Below are 22,343 nucleotides of genomic sequence, written 5' to 3' on the forward strand. Positions count from 1 at the left end.
GCGGCAGTTAGGCACTTTTTCAGTGGCCTCACTACTATTCTAGATTTTTATGCCTTTTTTCTACATTCTTTTTGACAGGTTGTCGGAAGGGTGTCCCTTGTAAGGCAAGTCGTTACCTGATAAAATTAAGGTTAGTGAAAAAGCGTCATGCTCGTGATGGAATGGGACGAGCTGAAAAAGAAAGGGCGAATTTGATGTTAGGTTTATTAAAAAAAGTGATCGGTGATCCGAGTCAACGACAATTAAAGAAAAATGAAAAGCTCGTTGACCAAATTGAAGCATTAGCATCAGACATGTCGAAGCTATCAGATGATGGCCTTCGCCAAAAGACTACCGAATTTAAAGAGCGTTATCAAAAAGGAGAAACGCTTGAAGATCTTTTAGTAGAAGCATTTGCTGTTGTCCGTGAAGCGTCAACACGTGTTTTACATATGACTCCATATCCGGTTCAGTTGCTTGGGGCGATTGCGCTTCACCAAGGAAACATAGCCGAAATGAAAACAGGGGAAGGAAAAACGCTCGTTGGGACGATTGCGGTTTATTTAAATGCGCTCACTGAAAAAGGCGTTCATATCGTAACGGTCAATGAATATCTAGCTCGTCGTGACTGCGAGATTATGGGGGAGTTGTTTCAATTCCTTGGTTTGACAGTTGGTTTAAATGCGAATGAGCTTTCAAAAGAGGAAAAGCGCGAGGCTTATTTAGCCGATGTCACGTATAGTACGAACAATGAATTAGGGTTTGATTACCTGCGTGATAACATGGTGCTTTATAAAGAGCAAATGGTTCAGCGTCCTCTTCATTTTGCCCTTGTCGATGAAGTTGACTCCATTTTAGTTGATGAAGCACGTACCCCACTTATTATTTCTGGTTCCGTTGAACGTTCGACTCAGTTGTATCAGCAAGCAAACTCGTTTATTCGTATTTTGAAAAATGAGGAAGATTACACGTTTGATGAAAAAACGAAGAATGTGCAGCTAACAGAAGATGGTGTTAACAAAGCGGAGCGTGCGTTTGGAATCGACAATTTATACGATTCGAAGCATGTTCAATTAAACCATCATTTAAATCAATCATTAAAGGCACATGTTGTGATGCATCGTGACTCTGATTATGTAGTGGAAGACGGAGAAGTGGTCATCGTTGACCAATTTACTGGGCGTTTAATGAAAGGTCGTCGTTATAGCGACGGACTTCACCAAGCAATTGAGGCAAAAGAGGGCTTGTTCATTCAGAAAGAGAGCATGACTCTTGCTTCGATTACGTTCCAAAACTATTTCCGTAAATATCAAAAACTTGCCGGGATGACCGGTACGGCGAAAACAGAGGAAGAAGAGTTCCGTAACATTTATGGCATGGATGTTATGGTCATTCCGACAAACAAACCGATTGCTCGTGATGATAAGGCTGATTTGATTTTTAAAACAATGGAAGCAAAATTCAAAGCGGTTGTAAATGAAATTGAAGAGCTATATAAAAAGGAACAGCCCGTTCTTGTTGGTACGGTGAGTGTTGAGACGTCCGAGCTCGTTTCGAAAATGTTAACGAAGCGAAAAGTGCCTCACCATGTCTTAAATGCGAAAAACCATGAAAAAGAAGCAGAAATCATTGAACATGCGGGTCATAAAGGTGCGGTTACGATCGCAACGAACATGGCTGGTCGTGGTACGGATATTAAATTAGGACCTGGTGTTCTAGATCTTGGTGGTTTGCACGTCCTTGGGACAGAGCGTCACGAGTCACGTCGAATTGATAATCAGTTGCGAGGTCGTTCTGGTCGTCAAGGAGACCCGGGTTCAACGCAGTTCTATTTATCAATGGAAGATGAGTTAATGCGTCGATTTGGTTCCGATAATATGAGAAACATGATGGAGCGTCTTGGCATGGAAGAAGACCAACCGATTGAAAGTAAATTGGTTTCACGTGCGGTAGAGACGGCTCAGAAGCGTGTGGAAGGGAACAACTTTGATGCGCGTAAACAAATTCTTCAGTATGATGATGTTATGCGCGAGCAACGTGAAATCATTTACAAGCAGCGTATGGAAGTGCTTGAATCAGAAAACTTACGTGAAATCGTAGAGAAAATGATCAAATCTGTGATTGAGCGTACCGTTCAGCTTCATACACCAGAAAGCGAAGTTCCAGAAGATTGGGATCTAGCCGCGATTGTGAATTACTTGAAGGCGAATTTGCTGAATGAGGATGATTTAACGGAAAAAGAATTAAAAGGCAAAGAGCCTGAAGAAATGATTGAATTAATCGTCGAGAAAGTAATTGCCAATTACAATGAAAAAGAAGAGCAGTTCACACCTGATCATATGCGTGAATTCGAGAAGGTTATTATGCTTCGTACGGTTGACCGTAAGTGGATGAATCACATTGATCAGATGGATCAGCTTCGCCAAGGAATTCATTTACGTGCGTACGGGCAAAATGATCCGCTTCGTGAATATCGATTTGAAGGCTTTGAAATGTTCGAGGCAATGGTCGACTCGATTGAAGAAGAAGTGGCGATGTACATCATGAAGGCACAAGTCCAGCAGAACTTGCAGCGTCAAGAAGTGGCTCAAGGAAAAGCGATGCAACAAAGCGATAAAGCAGAGCCGAAAAAGAAAACACCCGTCCGTAAAGGTGTTACAGTAGGTCGAAATGATCCTTGTACGTGTGGAAGTGGAAAGAAATACAAAGCTTGTTGTGGACAATAAAATAGAAGGAAAGAGGGGAGTGCAGGGTCTTTGGGGAATCATCCTTGAGGCTACTGCACTTCGCTATGAGGTGAGAAGATGGAATTAGTAGAAGTGAAGCAAGAACTTAGCCAAGTGGCTAAGCGACTAACTGAATTTAGGGGGTCTCTTTGACCTCGATGAGAAGCAAGAACGGATTGCCGAATTAGAGGAAAAAATGACGGACCCTGATTTTTGGAATGACCAGGACGCAGCGCAAGTTGTCATCAATGAAGCAAATGCATTAAAAGAAAAAGTGAACACATTCTTGGAGATGGCTGAGCAGTTTGAAGATCTGGAAGTTTCTTATGATTTAGTAAAAGAAGAAGCAGATGAAGACTTGCAAAAAGAGCTTGAAGATGGTGTAAAATCCTTATCGAAAGCAGTGAATGTATTCGAGCTTCAAATGTTACTAAGTGAACCATATGATAAAAACAATGCGATTTTGGAACTTCACCCAGGTGCGGGCGGGACAGAGTCACAAGACTGGGCTTCGATGCTTTTGCGGATGTATACGCGCTGGGCAGAGAGTAAAGATTTCAAAGTCGAGACGATGGATTACTTACCTGGTGATGAAGCAGGAGTGAAAAGTGTTACGCTTTTAATCAAAGGTCACAATGCCTATGGCTATTTGAAGGCAGAAAAAGGGGTTCACCGTTTAGTACGCATCTCGCCATTTGACTCCTCTGGTCGCCGCCATACCTCATTTGTTTCGTGTGAGATTATGCCGGAATTAGATGATAGCGTGGAAATTGATATTTCACCAGAAGATTTAAAAGTGGATACGTATCGTGCGAGTGGAGCGGGTGGTCAGCACATTAATACAACGGACTCCGCGGTCCGCATTACCCACTTGCCAACGAATACGGTTGTGACGTGTCAAACAGAGCGTTCGCAAATTAAAAACCGTGAGCGTGCGATGAAAATGATGAATGCGAAGCTTTATCAATTAAAAATTGAAGAGCAGCAAGCCGAGCTTGACGAAATTCGTGGAGAACAAAAAGAGATTGGCTGGGGAAGTCAGATTCGCTCGTACGTCTTCCACCCGTATAGCATGGTCAAAGACCATCGTACTGGATTTGAAATTGGAAACACCAATGGCGTCATGGACGGTGATTTAGACGGATTTATTGATGCGTATTTGCGTCAATCGTTAGGAAAATAAATGAAAGTGAAAAGCTGCCTCATGTGAGGTGGCTTTTTTCTGTTAGAGGAGAGGCTCTTCTTTATTGCTCTGCAGTGTTAGCGGGGTCTCGTTTACAGATTGGGAGCATGGTGCTATACTACGCAAGGATTAATTGGATATTCTAAGAAATAAAGGAGTGAAACTGTATGATGATGCGACCGAGAAGAGGACAGGAGCCACGGAGTACGGCGATGCAATCATTAATTGATTATACATATATCCTAGCCGGTGCTGCAATCGTGGCGATTGCCTTTAACCTCTTTTTGTTACCGAACAAAATTGCATCAGGTGGTGTGAGTGGGGTTAGTACCATTGTGGCCCATGTGTTTGGCGTAGAGCCAGCCTTCACACAGTGGGCGTTAAACATTCCGTTATTTATTTTAGGAATTCTTCTTTTAGGAGGACTAAAGTACGGAATTAAAACATTGGTTGGTACGCTCTTTTTGCCTCTCGTCGTGTACCTGACACGTGATTGGACAGTCGGGTTTGAAGATCCCCTTTTAGGTGCCTTATTTGGTGGGATTGGCGTAGGGATGGGGATTGGTCTAGTGTTTCGAGCAAGAGCAAGCACAGGAGGAACGGACCTTGCAGCGCAAATTATTCAGAAATATACAGGCTTGTCCCTTGGGGCAGCTGTGTTTTTAATGGATGGGCTGATTGTGATTACGTCCGCTTTTACGTTTGGCATTGAGCTTGCTTTGTATGCCCTGATTAGTTTATTTGTAACTGGAAAAGTTGTCGATATGGTCCAGGTTGGGGTTGGCTATGCGAAGGTGGCCCTTATTATTTCCAACCACCAAGAAGAAGTTCGCCAAAGCCTCTTAAATGACGTAGACCGTGGTGTCACGAAGTTAAGTGCTTATGGCGGCTATACAGATGAAGAGCGTGACGTTCTCATGTGTGTCGTTCACCAAACCGAGGTCACGAAATTGAAACAAATTGTCAAAAGTGTTGATCCAAAAGCTTTTGTCATTGTGACGAATGCAACGGAGGTTCTTGGGGAAGGATTTAAACGAGCCTAATGAAAAGATTAGGTATATAATCAACTGGAGAATTGCTCCAATATTTTACATATAGAAGGGAGGGCATATAAATGAAGAAAATGTTGTTAGCGCTAGGCGTAGTTGTCGCTCTATCTGCATGTGGTGGTGGCGAGGAAGCTGCTCCAGCGGAAGAAACACCTGAAACAGATGAAGTAGCAGACGACGCAGTAGAAGAAGAGGTTGCAGGAGATTTTGATGCAACGGCTGCACGTACCACATATGAGGCGAACTGTCTTGCCTGTCACGGCGGTAACCTTGAGGGTGGCGGTGGTCCTCGTTTAGCAGGAGAAGGGCATACACCTGAACAAATTTACAATGTTATTGTAAATGGACAAGGAACCATGCCAGCTATTAACATCCCAGAAGAAGACGCAGAAAACTTATCCGCATGGATTGCAGCACAATAACAAACAAAAAGCTTATTCTCATTAGTATGAGGATAAGCTTTTTTGCATGAAAAAAGACGCGCTAACAATGATATCTCTCATAATGGCGCTGGAAGGAAGCCGCTCGCTTTGCGCCAGTGGGGTATCGCCCTACCTCTATTTGAGGCCACTGAAAAAGTGCCTAACTGCCGCAGGGAAATGACACTCCGCTTTCCGCGGGTGCCCGGTGAGCCTCCTCGGCTGTCGCCTGCGGGGTCTCACACGTGGGTCACTGCTCCCGCAGGAGTCTCCGTGTCATTCCCCTGCTAGGGTTACTTTTGCTTATCTGTTACGCTTACTCTTCTACGATTTGACATTATTTTCTCTTTTAGGTATGGGATTTGAGCGATTTGTGGTTCAACATCAGAGATCACTAGTTGGAAACAAACGGCAGTACGATTGATTGTGATCAAACAGAAATACAGTCAGGTGATGATAAGCCTTGGCTTTTTTCTATAAAACGACAAAGTACATTACCGATCTGATCTCTAATTTATCTGCAACGTCATAAGACTTTTTTTCTTGAAATTTTCTATCGTTCCTCTAAAAAAGCGGACGGGATGGGGGGCCGACTCCTGCAGGAGGGAAGGGCAGGTTGAAATCCACCGGCGCAGCCGGTTAGTTCAACGCCCGCCTGCGGGTGTGTGCCCCCCAACCCGGGAGCGAGGGCAAAGCTACTTTTCCAATTACGAAAAAACGAGCACTTTTTCAGTGGCTTCCGCTTCATTTCACTAAGAGATATATCGTCTTGTGATTATAAAATTATACCGTTCTTCCCTCACACAATTTTACAAAAAACCAAAATCCTCCTTACTAACAACAAAATGTCGACAAGTGAAATGAAATTGTAACATAAAAGACCATACATTCGTTTCGCTTCAGTGTTATAATAATGTAGATTGCGACAAATGGTGCGTTAATCTATTAAAATTCAACAAAGATGAATTCATATATGTATCCTAGTCTCGGTGTAAGCATAAATGGAAAAACGCAGGGATGTGATTAGCTAGTGATTGAAATGAAAGATGTTTGGAAGGCTTATCCTAATAACGTTAAGGCGATCAACGGGATATCGATCCGAATCAAAAAAGGAGAATTTGTTTACGTTGTTGGTCCAAGTGGAGCGGGAAAGTCAACTTTTATTAAATTGATGTACCGTGAAGAAAAACCGACAAAAGGTGACATTTTCATAGATGAAATAAATTTAGCAAAATTAAAAGAAAGAGCCATTCCAAGTTTGAGACGTCGAATGGGGGTAGTGTTTCAAGATTTTAAATTACTTCCGACTCTAACTGTATTTGAAAACGTGGCATTTGCTCTAGAAGTGATAGAAGAAAATCCAGCTTCGATTAAACGAAAAGTAATGGATGTTTTAGAAATTGTTAAGTTGAAAAATAAGGCAAGGTCACTACCTCATGAGTTATCAGGTGGTGAGCAGCAACGGGTTGCGATTGCAAGAGCGGTTGTAAACAAACCAGAAGTATTGATTGCGGACGAACCAACAGGAAACCTTGACCCGGATACAGCTTGGGAAATTATGGACATCTTAGACGATATTAATCATCGAGGGACAACGGTCGTAATGGCAACACATAATAAAGACATCGTAAATACGATTAAAAAGCGAGTTGTTGCGATTGAAGGTGGACGAGTTGTCCGTGATGAAGTGAGGGGGAGCTACGGCTATGAAGCTTAGAACCCTAGGACGGCATGTTCGCGAAGGGACGAAAAACTTAGGACGTAACGGTTGGATGACATTTGCTTCGATTAGTGCAGTAGCCGTGATGCTACTAGTTGTCGGAGTCTTTCTTTTGTTAATTATGAATGTAAATAATGTCGCTTCAACGATTGAAGACGATGTGGAAATAAAAGTATATATTGAACTAACTGCAACGGAAGAACAGCAAGAAGAATTGTTAACAGAAATTGAAGAATTGCCGAATATTGAAAGCATTGTTTATGTAGATAAAGAAGAAGGATTAGACCAATTAATCGATAGTTTAAATGAAAGTGGCGAAGTGTTTGAGTCGATTCGTGAAGAAAATCCTCTCAATGATGCGTTTGTCGTTCGTGCGACGAGCCCGCAATTAACAGAACAAGTAGCTGAAACGATTGAACCACTTGCCAATGTAGAGCGTGTGAATTACGGAAGAGACTTCATTGAACGACTTTTTGCTGTCACGGATCTTGTCAGAATGATTGGGCTTATACTCGTTGTGGGTATGTTGTTTACAGCGATGTTCTTAATTGCCAATACGATTAAAATTACCATTCTCTCAAGAAAAAGAGAGATTCAAATTATGAAACTCGTTGGAGCGACCAATGGTTTCATTCGCTGGCCATTTTTTATTGAAGGATTGCTATTAGGAGTCATTGGAGCACTGGTTCCAATTTTGCTCATTGGCTTTGGCTATTCGTATTTAATTAATAATTTTGGAGCTCGGATTGAAATTATGTTCTTCTCTTTAGTGTCTCCATTCCCTCTTGTTTGGCAAGTTGCTGCTTTGCTCGTTGCCATTGGAGCGTTTATTGGTATGTGGGGAAGCATGATGTCGGTCAGAAAGTTCTTGAAAGTATAATGGACAGGCTCTGAATCTAGTTCCCTTTTAGGGTTTCCTAGATTCAGACCGTTCTTTAAATGGATAAAAGGAGGAGCGACTGGATGAAAAGGAAAGTGGGATTGCTTGCCGCAGCTGTTTTCGTAACATTTGGTTCTTTTGGATGGGGAGCATTTAACGATACGGCTTTAGCCAATACAGAATTACGCGAACAAATATCTAGTGTTGAAAAAGAGCAAGTGGAAAACCGTGCTGAAGCGCAGAAAACGCAAGCAGAGCTTGATCAACTAGAAAAAGAAATGGAAGAATTGACAGATGAAATTCAACGAATTGATCATCAAGTAGCGGAGACAAATCAAAAGATTCGTGAAAAACGTGCGGAAATAGAGGTAGTACGTGAAGCAATTGAAGAATTACAAGAGGAAATTGTTATTCTAGAAGAACGAATTGCAGAACGTGATGAATTGTTAAAAGAGCGTGCTCGTTCGATGTACCAAACAGGTGGATCAATCAATTACATAGAAGTCATTTTAGGTGCACATAGCTTTAGTGATTTCTTAGATCGCGTGAGTGCTCTATCAGTAATTGCTCAGCAGGATCGCAACATTTTGGATGCGCATATTGCGGATCAACTTGCTTTAGAGGAAGCAAAAGCTCAAGTTGAGATTGAACTGGAAAACCTCGAAGGTCATTTAGAAGAATTAGAAATCTTAATGGCTGACTTAGAAGATCAACGTCAAGAAAAAGATCGTATCATGAACCAACTTGAGGCAAAAGAAGGAGAGCTTCATGTTGAATTAGGTGAACTAGAAGATAAGGCTGGTCTTCTTCGTGATCAAGAGCGTGCATTGAAACAAGAATTAGCTGCGGCTGAAGCAGCGGCAGAAAAACGTAGACAAGAGGAAGCAGCAGCTCAGGCTTCTCGTAGTGGGTCAAACGGAGGTGGATCTTCCCAAGTCCACAGTGCTCCACCAGTAACAAACTCTGGATTTATGCGTCCAGCAACAGGAACGATAACGTCAACATTTGGACCGCGTGCAACGTTTGGCGGCCGCATGCATAACGGAATTGATATCGGGAAAAATGGTCGAACTGGAGATGTTCCTGTTGTTGCCGTACAAGATGGAACGGTTGTCCGTTCATACTATTCTAGCAGTTACGGAAATACAGTTATCATTGCTCACCAAGTTGATGGACGACTTGTTACGACTCTTTATGCTCATCTAGAAAACCGTGAAGTATCAAACGGACAACGTGTCTCAAAAGGACAGCGTTTAGGGTTGATGGGGAATACAGGGCGTTCTTTTGGACCTCACCTTCACTTTGAAGTACATGAAGGTGGTTGGAATGGTTCAGCCAATGCAGTAGACCCTTTACGTTATATACCACGCTAAAAAAATGATAAACCTCTTTTTATCAGAGGCCACTGAAAAGGTGAAACCAACCTTTTCAGTGGCTCTTATTGTATAGAAGCACTGACTTCACATGTTGCAGGGCTGGGTAAAACCACGTGTTGGATTTTTGAAAAGGCTGTTTTCGCTAAGGTTGGTGCGTAAAAATATGTTTAATTCTCTTATGAAATGAAGCGGAAGCCACTCGACTCCTGCGGGAAATAGAGGTAGGTCACTGAAAAAGTGCTCGTTTATTCGGATTCGAAAAGGAGCTTCGATCTCGCTCCCGGGATGGGGGGCACGCACCAGCAGGCGGGCGTTGAACTAACCGGCTGGGCCGGTGGATTTCAACCTGCCCTTCCCTCCTGCAGGAGTCGGCCCCCATCCGTCCGCTTTGTTGAGAGGAAAGATTGAAATTCCCAGAGAAAACAAAGTCTAATGACGTTGTAGATGAATTAGAGTATTTCCAACAGTGATCTTTGTTGTGGAAGGTGAACCACAAATCGCTCAAATCCCATCCGTTAAAGAGAAAATGAATGTGTTAAAAGAAATCGTAGAAGAGTAACAAGTTAAAGATGAGTAAAAGTAACCCTAGCAGGGGAATGACACGTAGACTCCTGCGGGATCAGTGACCCACGTGTGAGACCCCGCAGGCGACAGCCGAGGAGGCTCACCGGGCACCCGCGGAAAGCGGAGTGTTATTCCCCTGCGGCAGTTAGGCACTTTTTCAGTGGCTCAGTGGCCTCAAATAGAGGTAGGGGCGAGACCCCACAGGCGTAGCCAGCCTCACCACCTCCCCGCGGAAAGCGAGTGACTGTAGCGCAATGTAACGAACATGGGTAGAAAGCGTAACAGATAAACACAACAAAGTATGCAAAAACAGTTTTCCAAAAAAATGCAACGGCTTCGCTCAATTCTTTCAAGGGCAGATGAAAATCGACTTTTTCAATCCCATCTATCTATCGCGTTGGATTTGGGTGAGGTTTTGACTTATTTTCTTTCTTTGACTAAAATAAACATAATAAAGTCATAAAAAACATAGGATGTATTAAGTAGATTGCGCGTCATGTAACTAAAGAAGAAAAGCAGGATTGCTACGATAGGTATTGTAGACATAATGGGAGTTGGTAGTGATGAACAAGAGACAGTTTCTAATGATCGTAGCAGCCGTATTCGTAGTAGGTGCGTTCGGTTTTTATTTTCAAGCTGCGCAACCGAGTGTTGAAACGGATTCTGCTGCATCTGAACGTGTAGGACAAGCCGAAGTAAACTTATCCGATGAAGAATTGTTGGAGAAGTTTGAGAAAGCTCTAAGCATTATTCATGAACAGTATGTGGATGAAATAACTGAGCAGCAGTTATATGAAGGAGCCATTGAAGGGATGCTTCGTACATTAGATGACCCATATTCGGTTTATATGGATCAAGAGACAGCTACTCAATTTGTTGAATCTCTCGGTTCTCATTTTGAAGGAATCGGAGCCGAAGTAAGCATGACAGATGGGAAAGTCACCATTGTGGCACCTTTTAGAGAGTCTCCAGCAGAAAAAGCAGGATTGCAGCCAAATGATAAAATCATTGAGATAGATGGTGAGTCCATTGAAGGTCTTTCTTTATATGAAGCTGTTCTTCAAATTCGTGGAGAAAAAGGAACGACTGTAAGACTGACCATTGAGCGGGCAGGACAAAATGAATTGTTCGAGATTCCGGTTGAACGTGGAGTCATTCCAATTGAGACGGTTCGAGCAGATATCATTGAGCGTGATGGTCATAAGCTTGGTCTTTTGGAAATAACATCTTTTTCTGAAGATACAGCGGACCGTTTTAAAGAACAATTAGAAGAACTCGAAAGCGAAGGCATTGATGGACTTCTTATTGATGTTCGTGGGAACCCAGGTGGTTACCTGAACGCTGTAGAAGACATTGGGAAATTACTAATTCCTGGCGGGACTCCGATTGTTCAAATTGAAAATCGTCAAGGTGAAAAAATTCGTTACATGTCTAACTTAGACGAACGGAAGCCATATCCGATTATCGGCTTAACCGATCGTGCTTCTGCTTCTGCCTCTGAAATTTTATCGGCAGCTCTCATTGAGGGTGGCGGTTATGATGTGGTCGGGGAGCAAACGTTTGGAAAAGGTACGGTTCAACAAACGATTCAGCTTGGAGATGGAAGTGAGCTGAAGCTATCGTTGTTCAGATGGTTAACATCTGCTGGAAATGACATTAATGGGGAAGGCGTTATGCCAACAGTCGAAGTCAAGCAGCCGGACTATTTCTACACAGCACCTTTATCGATTGGAGACGAAGGAGCATTACGTCTTGACATGATGAGCGATCAAATTCGTAACGCTCAAACCATGTTAAAAGGAATTGGCTATGAACCTGGAAGAGTCGATGGTTATTTTAACGAACAAACCAAACAGGCCGTCACAGCTTTTCAACGAGCTAATGATCTAAACGCAACGGGAGAAATTGACGAAGAAACAGCATCGATGATTCAACAGCGCACAGTTGATAGTGTTCGTGAACAAGAAAATGATCTCCAGCTACAAACGGCGATTAAGCTTATGTTGGAACAAATAAACGAATAAAAGAAGTAGAAGACCAAAAGGCTGAGGAGCTCTTTTGGTCTTTTTTGGTCTGGAATGAGGCTCTTCTTTGAGCTGAGAGGACACACGTTCCGTTATTTGATAGGAAACTGCTAATTTTTTTGCTTTGGCGGACCGTGGTTCCGTTATTTCACTATCCATTGGTGTATTTCGATGGATTTTATGCAAATAGCGTACCCTCTGTCCATGAACTGATCAAAAAAGGTGATTTTGTCACAAATAAAGGATCGTCAGTCCTCGAAAGCCACTAGCGCATCAATAGTACAAGGTTACTTCATAAAAGGGGAGCTCTGAATGAACGTTACTTCTCCAAGGAAATGGAGCGGAAGACTCGACTCCTGCAAGAAATAGAGAGGGGCCAGTGAAAAAGTGCCCAACTCCCGTAGGCGAATGACACTCTGCTTTCCGCGGGTGCCCGGTGAGCCTCCTCGGCAGTCGCCTGCGGGGTCTAACACGTGGGTCACTGGTCCCACAGGAGTCTCCGTGTCATTCCCCTGCTAGATGGGATTTGAGCGATTTGCGGTTACTTTACACATTAGAGATCACTTGTTGGCAATACACTAATTCATTTGCAATGTCATTACAATTTGTTTCTCTAGGAATTTCTGTCGTTCCTCTCAAAAAGCGGACGGGATGGGGGGCCGACTCCTGCAGGAGGGAAGGGCAGGTTGAAATCCACCGGCTTGCCGGTTAGTTCAACGCCCGCCTGCGGAAAGCGTGTCCCCCATCCCGGGAGCGAGGGTAAAGCTCCCTTTCAAGTTCGAAGTAAACGAGCACTTTTTCAGTGGTTTAAATAGAGAGAGGGTCGAGACCCCACACAGCCGAGGAGGCTCGACACCTCCCCGCGGAAAGCGAGTGACTGCAGCGCAATGGAACGAACATGGGCAGAACACAAATAACCTTACAAAAAAAGACACATCCTCTTGCGAATGAAGGATGTACCTTTTTGCATAAATGTGATACGTTAAAAGGAAGAATAGTTGAAGGAGATACATCTATGCTAGATGACATTTTACGGAGTATAGGTATTTTTCTAGGGTATTTTCTTATTAATCCGTTGCTTTATATAGGATTGTTTGCTGTCTATTTATTTTCAGGTGTTAGAGTGAAACAAGAGCGAGTGTCGTTTCACACACGAGTTTATGCAAGAATTGCCGATATTACGATTCCATTTGCATCAGCGATCTTGCTTGGAGTGTATGTATCAGTTCTAACAATTACACTCGGAGCGACGATCACGTTGCCATTTGTTGCCGTACTGGCGATCATCTATATTCTTTTCGCTATTACAGCTCAAGTTCGCCTCATCTCTCCCGTTTATGTTTTAGGAGCCACCTTGCTATTGTATGGACTAGAGCCTCTGCTCGCAGGACAAGCATTGTTTACAACTTTATATAACATACTCGGACAAATTCCGATTATCGTCCCGGCTCTGCTCCTTGCGATTATGATGATTGCTGAAGGTGTTTTGATTCGAATGAATGGCTCGAAATATACATCGCCTAGGTTAGCACGAAGCAAGCGTGGCAAGTGGGTCGGCATGCATTTTGCTAAACGATTATGGATGGTTCCAATCGTTTTATTTATTCCCGAAGGAGTGATTCCTTCTTTGTCTTTTTGGCCAGTTTTTACGATTGCAGACATGGGGCTACAGCCCATCTTGGTTCCGTTTTTAATTGGTTTTCAACAAAAGGTTAGAGGGACATTGCCAGAGACCCCCATTCGCTCAATGGGATTACGGATTGTCGGCTTAGGCATTCTTTTTGCTTTGATCGCAGTGGGTAGTTATTATGTTCCGGTTCTAGCGGTTGTGCTTGGTGGACTAGCAATCATCGCTCGTGAATGGCTATATCAATCTGATAAAAAACGCGATGCTGCGTTGCCAGCTTATTTTTCCAATCAAGCCAAAGGCTGCGTGGTTTTAGGGATTTTACCGGGTAGTCCTGTGGAAAAGATGAACATTGCTGTGGGAGAAACGATTGTGAAAGTGAACGGCAAAGAAGTGAACAATGAAACAAGTTTTTACGAAGCGTTGCAATTGAATTCCGCTTTTTGTAAGCTGGATGTGTTAAACCATGAAGGGGAAGTTCGATTTGCCCAAGGAGCTCTTTATGATGGAGAGCATCATCAGTTAGGTGTTTTGTTAGTAAAAGAAGATACGAATCTACAAGATTCCATTATTTAATAAAGTGCTTTTTTCACAAAGTCTGTTGCTCGAAGGAACAAAAAGCCCCCGTAACAACAAGTCTATGAAAAATGCCAAATAAAACAGCAAGTATAAAAGGAGCTTGAACAAAAGGATGTTGGACGTAGCCCTTGCCGTCGTCATTCCATTTCTCTTAATGATTGTTGTGACACGTGTTACCTTTAGCATTATGGGTGCTTGTATTGTCACATGGATGATTGCTCTGTTTGTTTTGCAAATTCATCAACAATTTTGGGTGATCTGGTTGCTGGCCATTCTCTCATTTATTGCGGGCTTAATCGTAGCAAGAAAAAGATTAGCGCACAAACAAGGAATGTAACAAAAAGGAGGTGTCTTCAAGTAGCGGAGACACCTCCTTTTTAGTTATTTAGTAGCTGATTGAGATTCGGGAAATGGAACAGGGTTAGTGGTACGCTGTTTGGCGTTTGATTTTACAATCATCACGGGGGATTGAACACGTTTGGCCACTTTGTGACTGACGCTGCCGAGAACTAATTCTTGAAGTTTGTTTTTTCCCTTGCTGCCGATCATAACGAGATCGAAATGATGGTTGTTCGCAAACTTTACAATTTCTGGACCGGGGTCTCCTTGTAAATAGTGAAATTGGTATGGGATCTCATGTTTTTGCAACAATTCGATAATGGGCTTCACCTTTTCAATCCTTTTTAGTTTAGTAGAGGAATTCCAATATTGAAGGGCACTTGTTTTTGCTTTGGCGTGATCAGCTACATGAATAACATGAACTTCCACCTTCGAATTGGCTTGGGCCAGCTCAACAGTTCGTTCAGCAGCATAAAAGGAATCGTTGGAGCCATCGGTTGCAAGGAGAATCTTATTAAACATAGGAACACCTCCCAAATAATAGTAGAACGTAATCTAAATGTTTCTATTTATATATTCGATGATAGCGCTTTCGTTCCTGCTATATAACTAGTTTATGCAAAAATAGACCTCATGTGAAGGTGGATCTAGCTTGGGTGCATGATCGATAACATTCTTTATTTTTATCATGACCAATAAAAGACCGACTTAACCAGAGTTTCGGATCCGAAAAAAACAAGAAAAAACAAAATTAGCAAAAAATACTTGATCTGTGTTGATTGATCATTTTAAACTAAAAAAGGACAACACATTTTGAGAGACTATATTATTGGAAAAGAGGCTCTGCACATGGCTTTTGACAAGGAAGAAAAAATTAACGAAAATGCAGCGGTACTAAATGAGAAAATAATCTATGACGGGTTAGAGATGAAGGTGATTGCTGTTTACAACAATAGTGTAGCAGCTGAATTTTTAGAATTTCCGGTTAAAGGAAGAGAAGCAGATTTTCCTTATTCACGTACAGCTGTCAATCATAAAAATTATCAGCGTACTCATGAAATTTTAGATGATAAATAAATAGTTTCATTAAGGTTGTTTTATGGAATACTTTTTTCGAAGTGCAATGGAGCGGAAGCCACTCGACTCCTGCGGGAAATAGAGGTAGGGTTGAGACCCCATAGGCGTAGCCGAGGAGGCTCAACACCTCCCCGCGGAAAGCGAGTGGCTGCAGCGCAATGGAACAAAACAAACACGTCACGGCACTATCCATAAAACAAACTAAATAAAAAGAAGCATTTCAAAGAATCAGAGAATTTTTTGAAATGCCTTTTTTTACGTTAAGACGAAACAAACGTTCGTTATATTTGCTTTGTAGCGGCTACCCTATGGTATAATACTTCTACTTATGAACAGTTCGTGAGGAGGTCATCGGTTTGAGTGAAACGTTTGAGTTGGTATCAGCTTATCAGCCAGAAGGGGATCAACCAGAAGCCATAAAAGAAATTGTGGAAGGAATTCGAAAAGGAGATAGGCATCAAACGTTACTAGGAGCAACAGGAACGGGAAAAACGTTTACGATGTCGAATGTCATTAAAGAAATAAACAAGCCTACTTTAATTATGGCTCATAACAAAACTCTAGCGGGACAGCTATATAGTGAGTTTAAAGAGTTTTTTCCTAATAATGCGGTTGAGTATTTTGTCAGCTATTATGATTACTATCAGCCAGAAGCATACGTCCCAAGTTCAGATACGTTCATTGAAAAAGATGCGAGCATCAATGACGAAATTGATAAGCTTCGCCACTCTGCAACGAGTGCCCTGTTTGAGCGTAACGATGTGATCATCATCGCCAGTGTCTCGTGTATTTACGGGTTAGGTTCTCCGGAAGAGTATCGGGAACTCGTTGTTTCTCTAAGAGTCGGTATGGAAATGGACCGAAATGAATTGCTTCGTCAATTGGTCGACATTCAATATGATCGAAATGATATTAATTTTACGCGCGGAACGTTTCGTGTCCGAGGAGATGTTGTCGAAATTTTCCCAGCATCCAGGGACGAGCAGTGCATTCGAGTAGAGTTTTTTGGTGATGAAATTGATCGGATGACAGAAGTTGATGCGCTGACGGGAGAAATCAAAGGGGAACGAAATCATATTGCGATATTCCCAGCTTCCCACTTTGTTACGAGAGAGGAAAAATTGAAAAAAGCGATTGCGAATATTGAAGTGGAGCTAGAAGAGCGTTTGAAAGAGCTTCATGAGCAAGGGAAATTGCTTGAAGCGCAACGCCTTGAGCAACGAACTCGTTATGACATTGAGATGATGGCCGAGATGGGCTTTTGTTCAGGAATTGAGAACTACTCACGACATTTAACGCTTCGTGATTCAGGAGCCACACCTTACACGCTGATTGATTTCTTCCCAGAAGATTTCTTGCTCATTATGGATGAGTCGCATGTCACGCTGCCGCAAGTTAGAGGGATGTATAACGGTGACCGTGCGCGGAAGCAAGTGCTTGTGGATCACGGTTTCCGCCTGCCTTCTGCCCTTGACAACAGACCGTTGCAATTTGAAGAATTTGAGAAAAAGGTAAGCCAAGCTGTTTACGTTTCCGCTACTCCGGGGCCATACGAGCTTGAGCATACACCAAAGATGGTTGAACAAATTATCCGTCCAACAGGACTGCTAGATCCAACCATTGATGTGCGTCCAATTGAAGGACAAATAGATGATCTAATTGGGGAAATTAATGCCCGTGTTGAGCGTAATGAACGCGTTCTTGTGACGACATTAACGAAAAAAATGTCAGAGGATCTAACCGATTATTTAAAAGAAATTGGCATTCGCGTTCGCTATTTGCATTCGGAAGTGAAAACATTGGAACGAATTGAAATCATCCGCCAATTGCGGATGGGGACGTTTGATGTGTTAGTTGGGATTAACTTATTGCGAGAAGGTCTCGACATCCCAGAAGTGTCTCTTGTCTCGATCCTAGATGCGGATAAAGAAGGGTTTTTGCGGTCTGATCGTTCTTTGATTCAAACGATCGGACGTGCCGCGCGTAATGCAAACGGGCACGTCATTATGTATGCCGATAAAATCACCAAATCGATGAAACTAGCGATTGATGAGACGCAGCGACGTCGAACGATTCAGCAGGAGCATAACGAAAAGCATGGCATTACACCAAAAACGATTCAAAAGAAAATACCAGATGTCATTCAAGCGACGCTTGTGGCAGAAGACACGGGCCAAGAACCATATGCAGCAGCGCCTAAACAGAAGCTAAGCAAAAAAGAGCGAGTCGCGATGATTGAACGGATGGAGAAGGAAATGAAGGAAGCAGCGCGTGAGTTAAACTTCGAGCGAGCAGCTGAACTTCGTGACCTCGTTCTTGAATTAAAAGCGGAAGGGTGAGGAACCGATGGCATTAGAAAATATCGTAGTAAAAGGAGCACGCTCCCATAATTTAAAAAACATCGATGTAACAATTCCGCGTGACAAGCTTGTTGTGTTAACAGGCTTGTCTGGATCTGGGAAGTCCTCTCTTGCGTTTGACACCATATACGCAGAAGGACAAAGACGGTATGTCGAGTCACTATCAGCCTATGCGCGTCAATTTCTTGGACAGATGGACAAGCCTGATGTGGATGCGATTGAAGGCTTGTCACCAGCCATTTCAATTGATCAAAAAACGACGAGTCGAAACCCGCGTTCAACGGTCGGAACGGTTACAGAAATTTTTGATTACTTACGTCTTTTGTATGCGCGTATAGGAAAGCCCGTCTGTCCGAAGCATGGAATTGAAATCTCCTCGCAAACGATTCAACAGATGGTCGATCGACTCATTGATTTTCCAGAGCGAACAAAAATGCAAATTCTAGCTCCACTCGTATCTGGACGTAAAGGTACACATGTGAAAGTGCTAGAAGATATTAAAAAACAAGGCTATGTTCGCGTTCGTGTAGATGGAGAAATGCGCGAGGTTGCAGAAGAGATTGAACTTGATAAAAACAAAAAACACAGCATAGAAGTCGTCATCGACCGGATAGTCATCAAAGAAGGCATTGAAACGAGGTTAGCTGATTCCTTAGAGTCTGCTCTAACCCTTGCGGATGGCCGCGTTCTGGTTGATGTGATTGGCGAAGAGGAGCTGCTGTTTAGTCAGCATCACGCGTGTCCGGAGTGTGGGTTTTCAATCCCGGAACTTGAACCGAGAATGTTTTCATTTAACAGTCCGTATGGTGCTTGTCCTTCTTGTGATGGATTAGGTTCAAAGCTTGAAGTGGATTTAGAATTGCTCATTCCTGATTGGACGAAATCGTTAAATGAACATGCGATTGCCGCATGGGAGCCGACAAGTTCACAATATTACCCGCAGCTCTTAGAGGCCGTATGTGAACACTATCAAATTAATATGGATCAACCGGTTGATCAAATTCCGGAAGCTCTTATGGATAAAATTTTATACGGAAGCGGAAAAGAACGAATCTATTTTCGCTATGAAAATGAATTCGGGCAAATTCGAGAAAACCTCGTTTTGTTTGAAGGTGTCGTGAACAATGTCGCCCGTCGTTATAAAGAAACAAGCTCCGATTACATTCGTGAGCAAATGGAAGCCTACATGGCCCATAAACATTGTCCAACTTGCAAAGGGTACCGCCTGAAAAAAGAAGCACTGGCTGTTTTTATTGGAGGAAGCCACCTTGGCCAAGTTGCCTCGCTATCGGTTAAAGATGCGAAAATGTATTTTGAGCAGCTGGATTTGTCTGAAAAAGACATGGCGATCGCTCGCTTAATTTTAAAAGAAATCAATGACCGCTTAGGGTTCTTGATCAATGTTGGCTTAGATTATTTGTCGCTAAGCCGTTCAGCTGGAACACTTTCGGGCGGAGAGGCGCAGCGAATTCGCCTCGCGACTCAAATTGGTTCGTCATTAATGGGTGTTTTGTATATTTTAGATGAGCCGTCGATTGGGTTGCATCAACGCGACAATGACCGCTTAATTGAAACACTCGAGCACATGCGCAACTTAGGGAATACGCTTATTGTGGTGGAGCACGATGAAGATACGATGATGGCAGCCGATTACATTATTGATATTGGACCAGGTGCTGGTGTGCACGGTGGACAAATCACGGCACAAGGTACACCAGAAGAAATTATGAACGATGACAACTCGTTAACAGGACAATATTTAGCGGGGAAAAAATTCATTCCGGTTCCTCATGAAAGAAGAGAGTCAGACGGCCGTTCGTTTACAGTGAAAAAAGCAAGTGAGAACAATTTGAAAAACGTATCGGTTACCTTCCCACTTGGAGTGTTCATGGCTGTAACAGGTGTATCTGGATCGGGGAAAAGTACGCTGATCAATGAGATTGTTTACAAATCATTGGCTCAAAAACTACACCGAGCAAAAGAAAAGCCAGGAAAACACAAAGAGATTGTTGGTTTAGAACAGATCGATAAAGTGATTGAAATTGATCAATCGCCAATCGGGAGGACGCCTCGTTCCAATCCGGCGACTTATACAGGTTTATTTGATGACATTCGCGACGTTTTTGCCTTAACGAACGAAGCAAAAGTTCGCGGCTATAAAAAAGGTCGTTTTAGCTTTAATGTGAAAGGAGGTCGCTGCGAAGCTTGTCGCGGTGACGGAATCATCAAAATTGAAATGCACTTTTTGCCTGATGTGTATGTTCCTTGCGAAGTATGCGAAGGCAAACGATACAACCGCGAAACCCTTGATATTGCGTACAAAGGCAAAACAATATCCGATGTTCTCGAAATGACGGTAGAAGAAGGCCTTGAATTTTTTGCAAACATACCGAAAATTAACCGTAAAATTCAGACGCTTGTTGATGTTGGTTTAGGCTATATCCGCCTCGGTCAACCAGCGACAACGTTATCGGGCGGGGAAGCGCAACGTGTCAAACTCGCATCGCAGCTTCATAAACGAGCAACTGGAAGGACGATCTACATTTTGGATGAGCCGACAACGGGGCTTCACGTCGACGACATCGATCGCTTGCTCAAAGTCCTGCAGCGCCTTGTTGATAATGGCGACACGGTGTTGGTCATTGAGCATAATTTAGATGTGATTAAGACGGTTGACCACATTATTGATTTAGGACCTGAAGGCGGCGACAAAGGCGGACAGCTTGTTGCACAAGGTACCCCAGAACAAGTGGCAGAAGTCGAAGGGTCATACACAGGCTACTATTTAAAGCCGATTCTCGAACGAGATAAAGAACGAATGGATCAATGGGTGAAAGAGAAGGAATTAACAACTTGATAGGTGATAGTAAAGTGGCGTGAGATGTGATGGTCTCACGTCTTTTTTATTTGAGAAGAGGGGGAAAAGGGAACAAAAGAAGGAGAATGATGCCCTTTTTGAAGGTGTTGAGAGGGAAAAAGGGAACAAAAGAAGGAGAATGGTGCCCTTTTTGAAGTGTTGGGAGTAAAAAAGGGAACAAAAGAAGGAGAATGGTGCCCTTTTTGAAGTGTTGGGAGTAAAAAAGGGAGCAAAAGAAGGAGAATGGAGCCATAGATGTAATGGTGTCGGAGAAAAGGGGAATCATAGGGTTGATGAAAAATGAAAGGCGTATCTAAACGGCTAAACCCGCACCCCGGGCTCCGAGCATTGCTCAAAACCACATAAAAAAGAAAACTACTTTTTTAGGGAATTTGAAACATCTTTATTGTTTGTTTCGTAATACAATAGTGTAGGAATCATAGCTCAGATTGATGATGAGGAGTGAGATGATTGGAAGAACGCAAAATGGTTTTAAAGATGATTGAAGATGGGAAAATTACAGCTGAAGAAGGAGTTAAGCTGCTTGAGGCGATGGAAAAAAGTAACACAGGTTCTTCGGACAGTGGGGAGGAGAGACCTAGGTCGAGAGAGGTTTCAACGAGAGTCGATTGGGATGAGGGAGAGCACTATCGTGATCGGGCGAAGCAAACTGCTTACTCGACAGCAAATTTGTTTACCTCTTTTATTGAAAACACGATTCAAAAAATTAAAGATGTCGACCTAGATTTTAATTTTGGATCTTCGGTTGAAGTGGATCATATTTTTCAGCATCGTGATGTGGCGCCGACGTCCTTAGATGTTTCACTTGAAAATGGATCAATAACATTTAAGCCTTGGGACGAAAAAGATGTTCGTGTGGAGTGTAAAGCAAAAGTGTATCGGGTAAAGGATACAGATGAGGCTCGTCGTGTCTTTTTACAAGAAGCAACGTTTCGGATTAATGAACAAAAAATGCTGTTCCATACGAAAACGAAGTCAATCAAAGTGCAGACGACTATTTTTGTACCGCGTGAGACGTTTGCTCATATTAAGCTTTATACGTTCAATGGTCAGATTACAGGTGAATCGTTTGAAGTCGATACCCTTGATGCGAATGCTATTAATGGGGCACTTGCCTTCTCTTCCTTAAAAGCGAAAAAGGTGATGGTTGAAACGGTTAATGGGGCAATTGAGTGCAAACAAGTGGAGATGGATGTGGTCGATGCAAAAACCATTCACGGAGGCATTACAGTTGAAGGAAAAGTTCAAGATTTTGATGCGGAAACGATTAATGGTTCAATCACATACAGACTTGATGAGCTAACAGAATCCGGTTATGCTGATTTGAAGGCAACGACGGGAAGCATTCACCTGTTTATTCCTCAAACGAACCGTATTGAAGGAAAGCTAAAAACAAATGTCGGTGGCTTTACATTGGATTTGCAAGATTACGAAACACTGGAAGAAAAGAAGGAGTTTGCTCAAAAGTCTTTAAGCTTTATCGGCAACCAGCAAGCTTCACCGCGAGTAAAGGTGAACGCGTTAACGAATACGGGTTCGGTTTTAGTAAAAGACCAAAAGTAG

Annotated in this window: 15 protein-coding genes; 14 read left to right on the top strand and 1 reads right to left on the bottom strand. The window is 42.8% G+C overall.

Going from position 1 to position 22,343, the window contains the following annotated elements; all coding sequences use genetic code 11:
• Positions 1 to 194: 194 nt before the first annotated feature.
• The 10 genes from secA to JCM9140_RS14410 all read left to right on the top strand — a co-directional run bounded on the left by secA (position 195) and on the right by JCM9140_RS14410 (position 14,463).
• A complete protein-coding gene (gene secA / locus JCM9140_RS14365) occupies positions 195 to 2,705 on the top strand; it encodes a preprotein translocase subunit SecA (protein ID WP_034747934.1) in 2,511 nt (836 codons plus the stop codon).
• 78 nt (positions 2,706 to 2,783) lie between these two features.
• Positions 2,784 to 3,888 (top strand): peptide chain release factor 2 gene (gene prfB / locus JCM9140_RS14370; protein ID WP_156314886.1). Its coding sequence is split into 2 segments (ribosomal slippage): positions 2,784 to 2,855 and positions 2,857 to 3,888, totalling 1,104 coding nucleotides; the frame shifts between segments, so codons are not numbered across the junction.
• Between the two features lie 173 nt (positions 3,889 to 4,061).
• The gene (locus JCM9140_RS14375; protein WP_034747936.1) at positions 4,062 to 4,931 is read left to right on the top strand and encodes a YitT family protein; all 870 of its coding nucleotides are present in this window, start codon (positions 4,062 to 4,064) and stop codon (positions 4,929 to 4,931) included.
• 71 nt (positions 4,932 to 5,002) lie between these two features.
• Positions 5,003 to 5,359 carry a c-type cytochrome gene (locus tag JCM9140_RS14380; protein WP_034747868.1) on the top strand — a complete coding sequence of 119 codons (357 nt, stop codon included), beginning with the start codon at positions 5,003 to 5,005 and terminating at the stop codon, positions 5,357 to 5,359.
• Positions 5,360 to 6,386: 1,027 nt separating this feature from the next.
• Positions 6,387 to 7,073, top strand: a complete 687-nt coding sequence (gene ftsE / locus JCM9140_RS14385; protein WP_034747870.1) for a cell division ATP-binding protein FtsE — start codon at positions 6,387 to 6,389, stop codon at positions 7,071 to 7,073.
• The gene (gene ftsX / locus JCM9140_RS14390) at positions 7,063 to 7,956 is read left to right on the top strand and encodes a permease-like cell division protein FtsX (RefSeq protein WP_034747873.1); all 894 of its coding nucleotides are present in this window, start codon (positions 7,063 to 7,065) and stop codon (positions 7,954 to 7,956) included. The genes ftsE and ftsX overlap by 11 nt, the downstream gene beginning before the upstream one ends.
• A gap of 83 nt (positions 7,957 to 8,039) precedes the next feature.
• Positions 8,040 to 9,329, top strand: a complete 1,290-nt coding sequence (locus tag JCM9140_RS14395) for a murein hydrolase activator EnvC family protein (protein ID WP_034747875.1) — start codon at positions 8,040 to 8,042, stop codon at positions 9,327 to 9,329.
• A gap of 1,130 nt (positions 9,330 to 10,459) precedes the next feature.
• Positions 10,460 to 11,920, top strand: a complete 1,461-nt coding sequence (locus JCM9140_RS14400) for a S41 family peptidase (RefSeq protein ID WP_034747878.1) — start codon at positions 10,460 to 10,462, stop codon at positions 11,918 to 11,920.
• A 964-nt stretch (positions 11,921 to 12,884) separates the two neighbouring features.
• Positions 12,885 to 14,123 (top strand): PDZ domain-containing protein, encoded by a 1,239-nt coding sequence (locus tag JCM9140_RS14405; protein ID WP_235715364.1) that lies wholly within the window; start codon positions 12,885 to 12,887, stop codon positions 14,121 to 14,123.
• Positions 14,124 to 14,238: 115 nt separating this feature from the next.
• On the top strand, positions 14,239 to 14,463 hold the full coding sequence (locus tag JCM9140_RS14410; RefSeq protein ID WP_034747881.1) for a DUF2198 family protein: 225 nt from the start codon (positions 14,239 to 14,241) through the stop codon (positions 14,461 to 14,463).
• Positions 14,464 to 14,507: 44 nt separating this feature from the next.
• On the opposite strand, the gene JCM9140_RS14415 is transcribed toward JCM9140_RS14410, so the two are convergent.
• Entirely contained in the window at positions 14,508 to 14,987 is a 480-nt protein-coding gene (locus tag JCM9140_RS14415) for a universal stress protein (RefSeq protein ID WP_081727704.1), read from the bottom strand.
• 327 nt (positions 14,988 to 15,314) lie between these two features.
• Here JCM9140_RS14415 and JCM9140_RS14420 point away from each other — a divergent pair, with 327 nt between their 5' ends.
• From JCM9140_RS14420 to JCM9140_RS14435, 4 genes are all read left to right on the top strand, one after another.
• A complete protein-coding gene (locus JCM9140_RS14420; protein ID WP_034747884.1) occupies positions 15,315 to 15,542 on the top strand; it encodes a DUF2187 family protein in 228 nt (75 codons plus the stop codon).
• Positions 15,543 to 15,898: 356 nt separating this feature from the next.
• Positions 15,899 to 17,881 carry an excinuclease ABC subunit UvrB gene (gene uvrB / locus JCM9140_RS14425; protein WP_034747887.1) on the top strand — a complete coding sequence of 661 codons (1,983 nt, stop codon included), beginning with the start codon at positions 15,899 to 15,901 and terminating at the stop codon, positions 17,879 to 17,881.
• 7 nt (positions 17,882 to 17,888) lie between these two features.
• Positions 17,889 to 20,759, top strand: a complete 2,871-nt coding sequence (gene uvrA, locus JCM9140_RS14430) for an excinuclease ABC subunit UvrA (protein WP_034747890.1) — start codon at positions 17,889 to 17,891, stop codon at positions 20,757 to 20,759.
• A gap of 471 nt (positions 20,760 to 21,230) precedes the next feature.
• Positions 21,231 to 22,343: a DUF4097 family beta strand repeat-containing protein gene (locus JCM9140_RS14435; protein ID WP_034747893.1), complete on the top strand. Its 1,113-nt coding sequence runs from the start codon at positions 21,231 to 21,233 to the stop codon at positions 22,341 to 22,343.

The organism is Halalkalibacter wakoensis JCM 9140 (genome assembly GCF_000513095.1).
In the GTDB taxonomy this organism is placed as follows: Bacteria; Bacillota; Bacilli; order Bacillales; family Bacillaceae_D; genus Halalkalibacter; species Halalkalibacter wakoensis.

Coding starts and splice junctions, on each gene's coding strand:
- secA (WP_034747934.1), top strand. CDS start 195: ATGTTAGGTTTATTAAAAAAAGTGATCGGTGATCCGAGTCAACGACAA.
- JCM9140_RS14375 (WP_034747936.1), top strand. CDS start 4,062: ATGCGACCGAGAAGAGGACAGGAGCCACGGAGTACGGCGATGCAATCA.
- JCM9140_RS14380 (WP_034747868.1), top strand. CDS start 5,003: ATGAAGAAAATGTTGTTAGCGCTAGGCGTAGTTGTCGCTCTATCTGCA.
- ftsX (WP_034747873.1), top strand. CDS start 7,063: ATGAAGCTTAGAACCCTAGGACGGCATGTTCGCGAAGGGACGAAAAAC.
- JCM9140_RS14395 (WP_034747875.1), top strand. CDS start 8,040: ATGAAAAGGAAAGTGGGATTGCTTGCCGCAGCTGTTTTCGTAACATTT.
- JCM9140_RS14400 (WP_034747878.1), top strand. CDS start 10,460: ATGAACAAGAGACAGTTTCTAATGATCGTAGCAGCCGTATTCGTAGTA.
- JCM9140_RS14410 (WP_034747881.1), top strand. CDS start 14,239: ATGTTGGACGTAGCCCTTGCCGTCGTCATTCCATTTCTCTTAATGATT.
- JCM9140_RS14415 (WP_081727704.1), bottom strand. CDS start 14,987: ATGTTTAATAAGATTCTCCTTGCAACCGATGGCTCCAACGATTCCTTT.
- JCM9140_RS14420 (WP_034747884.1), top strand. CDS start 15,315: ATGGCTTTTGACAAGGAAGAAAAAATTAACGAAAATGCAGCGGTACTA.
- uvrA (WP_034747890.1), top strand. CDS start 17,889: ATGGCATTAGAAAATATCGTAGTAAAAGGAGCACGCTCCCATAATTTA.